Here is a 4,056-nt window from a genome sequence, read left to right on the forward strand (position 1 = left end):
GCGCTGACGCCCGCATTTTCGATGCATTCGCAAATCTGGCGAATCAATGCCTCGGTTGGGTCGGGCAGATCCTTGCCGGCCGCCTCGATGCAGGCGTTGATTGCGTTGATCGAGCCGGTGCCGCAGACGTCGTTGGCCCCCCGTTGCGATGCGGCCGATCTTTTGCGTCGGCCGAAAATCCGGAGCATCTTTGTCCAACGAGAGATGGGGTCGGACTTTGTTGTAATAGGAAGCGTAGGTCTTCAGGACGTCGCGCAAATGCGCTTCGCCGAACACGGCGAGGTGGTCGAGTGATTCGTGCCGTATCGGTCCGATAAGTCGCTCAATGTGCCCCCGAGACCGGGATTTGCGGCTCAGGACGATCAGTTTCTGTCGCAGGACGATGTTTTCGACCTCGAGTCTCGCCCGTGACTTCAAGCGGCATCGCGCGACGAGCAGGAGCTTGGTCAGGAACTCGACCATCGGCGTTCCATTATCACAGCCCGACCCGCCCGTCACCTCGGATTAGGTTTTCGGTAGCGACAAGTGACAGGATCAGGTTTTGACGAAGCACAAGCTCGGACATGCAACCCGGATGATTCGAGCGAACGTCACCATTCAACGCTGAGCTTCGGAAGCAGAAAAGCAACTCCGTCAAAATATTTCTTAGACGGCAGGCTCGTTCCGTTCAGGAGTCCAGCTTCAGTACCTTGCGGGCGTTGCCGCACAGGAACTTCGGCCAGACATTGTCATTGAAGGGTACCGACCTCATGTCGGTCATAATCCGCTCGAGCGACAGACCCATGGGGAAGTAGCCGGCATAGATGACCCGGTCCGCGCCGCGTGTATTCGCATAGCGAATGATGGCTTCGGGGTAGTGCTTGGGCGCGAAGGCGGAAGTCGAATAGTAAAGGTTGGGCCATTTCAGCATCAGCTTGACGGCCAGGTCTTCCCAAGGCTCGCAGCCGTGACGGGTCACGAAGACGAGTTCGGGGAAGTCGTACATCACCTGATCGATCAGGCGCACTTCCTGTGGCCACATGGGGAACCTCGGCCCCGGGACGCCGGCGCAAGCAAAGATCGGCACGCCCAGTTCAACGCACTTGGCGTAAATTGGGTACATCAACGCGTCGGAGATACCGACTTGCGGATTGTAGCCCGCGTTGAACGCGCCGAACGCGCGCACACCATACTTTTCGTACTGCCGCACCATGTCGCGGATGCCGTCCATGCCGCGGTTCGGGTCCACGCTACCCGTGGGGATGAACCTGTCAGGATGGTCCTTCAGCGCCTTGGTTGAGACTTCGCCGACGGCGCCGATGAGGCCCATCGCAATGCCGAACCGATCCATCTCGTGCAGGGTCACCGCAATCGGATCCTTTGATGATCCGTACAACTCCTTCGGCACGTTCTTGAACATGTACTCGACCGGGAAATCGAACTTCGCCGAAGGGTCTTTGAGCTGTGCGCGGATAAAGTCGTACGCTTTGAAGTCCTCGGCCGGAAAGCCGATCATCGTATCGATTATCGCGATGTCGGTGGGCATCCCCATGGCTTAGGATGCCTCCCCAAGGGCGTCCCGGAAGAGATAGCAAGCGCCGTCACGGGGAATTTCCTCGCGCGGCAGCGGCGTTTCCACTTGCGCCGGTGTCGGGCCAAATTTTGCCGCCCGAGGCTTCAACTTCTCCAGGTCGAAGTTGTAGAGCGCCGCATCGTTCAGCCCCAGCACTTTTCGCCGGCGCGAGTCTGGCATGTCGCCGAACGTCAGCCGCAAGGATTGGAGGTTGTAAGGGAAGGTGCCCTCATAGTGAGGATAGTCGTTGCCCCACAGGACATGATCCTCACCGATCTCATCGATGCCGGCGAGATCGGCTTTGCTGGGGAAGCTCGCGCCGTAGTAGCAGTGACGCTTCGCATATTCGCTGGGTGGCTCTTTCAGCGGCAGTTCCATTCCTGCGTAGTTCATCTCGCCCAAGGCGCCTGACTTGATGGCGTAATAAGCACGGTCGAGCTGCTTGAGTATTGCCGGAACCCAGTAGCAGCCGGACTCGGTCAGGATGTGCTTGAGCTTCGGGAACTTCTCATATACGCCGGCCATCAGGAGGTGCCGGTAGCCAGCTTGACCGTAGTAGGAGGCCACGTCCTGGATCCAGATCGATTCGGCCACCACGCCTTCGCCGTAGTCCGGCAGTCCCTGGCCCGTATGTTGATTGATGACGAGGCCATGGTCCTGGATCGCAGCAAACACCCGGTCCCACGCCGGGTGGTACAGCGGCTTCAGCCAGTAGGCGTCGGGCGGGATGAGCGGCAGGAGAACGCCGCCGCGCAGCCCCGACTTGGCGATGAACTCGATATCCTTGATGGCCTCGTCGAAGTCGTTCGGCAAGATCAGTCCAATCCCGGCACGGCGCAGTGGGTCCTCGGCGCAGAAATCTTTCAGCCAGCGATTGTGGGCACGGATGCCCGCCAGGCACCGCTGGTAGTCCTCAGGCTTCGGCGGATGGGCCGTGACTATGCTCTTGCGATAGAACGGCGGCACGGTGTTGGGGAACACCACTTCGCCGACGACCCCTTGGTTATCTTGGTCTGTGTTGCGGATGCTGCAATCCCAGTTGCGCATCTTCTTGGAGCCATAGTGCTCCTGGGACGGGTTCTTGTATCCGCCACGCCATTCGTCAAATGCTTCGCGCCACTGGGGATCGAGGTATTCGCGGTACTGGGCGTGGCTACCGCCCCCGTGGGTGTCGGCGGTGATGAGTATATAGGGCTCTTGAGTCATCTCGACCTCCCCTTAGGCTGGATAAAATTCATTTGGGCGAAGCAGCGCCATTCGAGGACACGCCGCAGGAGGCAAAAATCGAGTCGAGGCTCCTCGGACTTCGGTCGCGCGATCCATTTTGTATCGTTACACTTTGAGCATAAAATACTAGCAGACGACTAGCATTTCAGTATCGCGAGTTCTATCTCTCGCGCGCGTGCAACACATACCTGTGCCTGCGCAAAACTCTATCTGGCGCCTGTGAGCTGCGCCGGGGCGGTGTGGTCATTCCCCTCCAGCGTATTCCGCTCGAGCTGCTATGCCTGTTGGTTGAGCGCCGCGGGCAGCTCGTTACGCGCGAGGAAATTATCGAGCGCGTCTGGGGCAAGGGCGTTTTCGTCGATAGCGAGACGAGCATCAACACCGCGGTACCAAAGCTCAGGCGGGCTTTGAGCGACGATCCCGAGGCGCCGCGATTCGTGGCGACCGTGCCGGCCCGGGGCTATCGATTCGTCGCGGAGATTCGCGGACCGAACCTAAGTAGACCGGAGCGATTTCGATCTCGGCCGCCCGCTGTGATGGTGGGACGCGAGCGCGAACTGGCCTCGTTGCTGAGCGGACTCGACCATGCAGCTTCACGGCGCGGACGCCTGTTCGTGATCTCCGGCGAGCCCGGCGTCGGTAAGACGCGGTTGGCGGATGAGATTGCAGCCGCGGCTGATGCAAAGCGAATGGCGCTGTTGGTCGGGCATTGCTCCGAGCACGACGAAGCCGTCGCCTACCTGCCGTTTGTGGAAATCCTCGAGAACTTCATCGATCGCACGTCGAACCCGGACGTGCTGCGCACAGCCTTGGGCGACCAGGGACCGGAGTTGGCGCGCCTGTCGCCGAAACTCAAGAACATCCTGCCGGAGCTTCCGCCGCCGCTAGAACAACCGACGCTCATGATCCTTGAAGATCTTCACTGGGCCGACGATTCGACCTTGTCGCTGCTCGATCACCTGGCGCAGCGGCTTGACCTACCGCGACGCCGCGCTCGATGTTACTCACGAGCTGGCAAAGACGCTGGAAGAATTACTCCGGGGGCGGCTCGGGACCAGCGTACGGCTCAAAGGCCTCCCACGCGATGAAGTTGGCGCGATGCTGAATAGCTTGAGCGGACAATCGCCGCCTGCCGCCGTGATTGGCGAGATATTCGCCGAGAGGAGAGTCGACTGTACGCGGTCACCGCCCTGCTCGCCGACATCAAGGGCTCGACCGAGCTCCAGCAGGACCTCGACCCCGAGGAAGCGCGCGCGTTCACAGACCCCGCCTTAGTC

Annotated in this window: 4 protein-coding genes and 1 pseudogene; 1 reads left to right on the forward strand and 4 read right to left on the reverse strand. The window is 60.2% G+C overall.

Going from position 1 to position 4,056, the window contains the following annotated elements:
* The 4 genes and pseudogenes from VJX68_RS05020 to VJX68_RS05030 form a co-directional block, all read right to left on the reverse strand.
* On the reverse strand, positions 1-188 hold a 188-nt coding region (locus tag VJX68_RS05020), incomplete at its 3' end, for a hypothetical protein (protein WP_324094564.1).
* Positions 189-240: 52 nt separating this feature from the next.
* Positions 241-462, reverse strand: a pseudogene (locus VJX68_RS19285) (hypothetical protein); the annotation flags it as partial.
* Positions 463-667: 205 nt separating this feature from the next.
* Positions 668-1,531, reverse strand: coding sequence for an amidohydrolase family protein (locus tag VJX68_RS05025; RefSeq protein ID WP_349255886.1), 864 nt, complete (start codon positions 1,529-1,531; stop codon positions 668-670).
* Between the two features lie 3 nt (positions 1,532-1,534).
* Positions 1,535-2,758, reverse strand: coding sequence for an amidohydrolase family protein (locus VJX68_RS05030; protein WP_324094566.1), 1,224 nt, complete (start codon positions 2,756-2,758; stop codon positions 1,535-1,537).
* Between the two features lie 260 nt (positions 2,759-3,018).
* Here VJX68_RS05030 and VJX68_RS05035 point away from each other — a divergent pair, with 260 nt between their 5' ends.
* On the forward strand, positions 3,019-3,867 hold the full coding sequence (locus VJX68_RS05035; RefSeq protein ID WP_324094567.1) for a winged helix-turn-helix domain-containing protein: 849 nt from the start codon (positions 3,019-3,021) through the stop codon (positions 3,865-3,867).
* Positions 3,868-4,056 lie beyond the last annotated feature (189 nt).

Source organism: Binatus sp. (SeqCode) (assembly GCF_035272065.1).
Taxonomy (GTDB): Bacteria; Desulfobacterota; Binatia; order Binatales; family Binataceae; genus Binatus.

Coding starts and splice junctions, on each gene's coding strand:
- VJX68_RS05025 (WP_349255886.1), bottom strand. CDS start 1,531: ATGGGGATGCCCACCGACATCGCGATAATCGATACGATGATCGGCTTT.
- VJX68_RS05030 (WP_324094566.1), bottom strand. CDS start 2,758: ATGACTCAAGAGCCCTATATACTCATCACCGCCGACACCCACGGGGGC.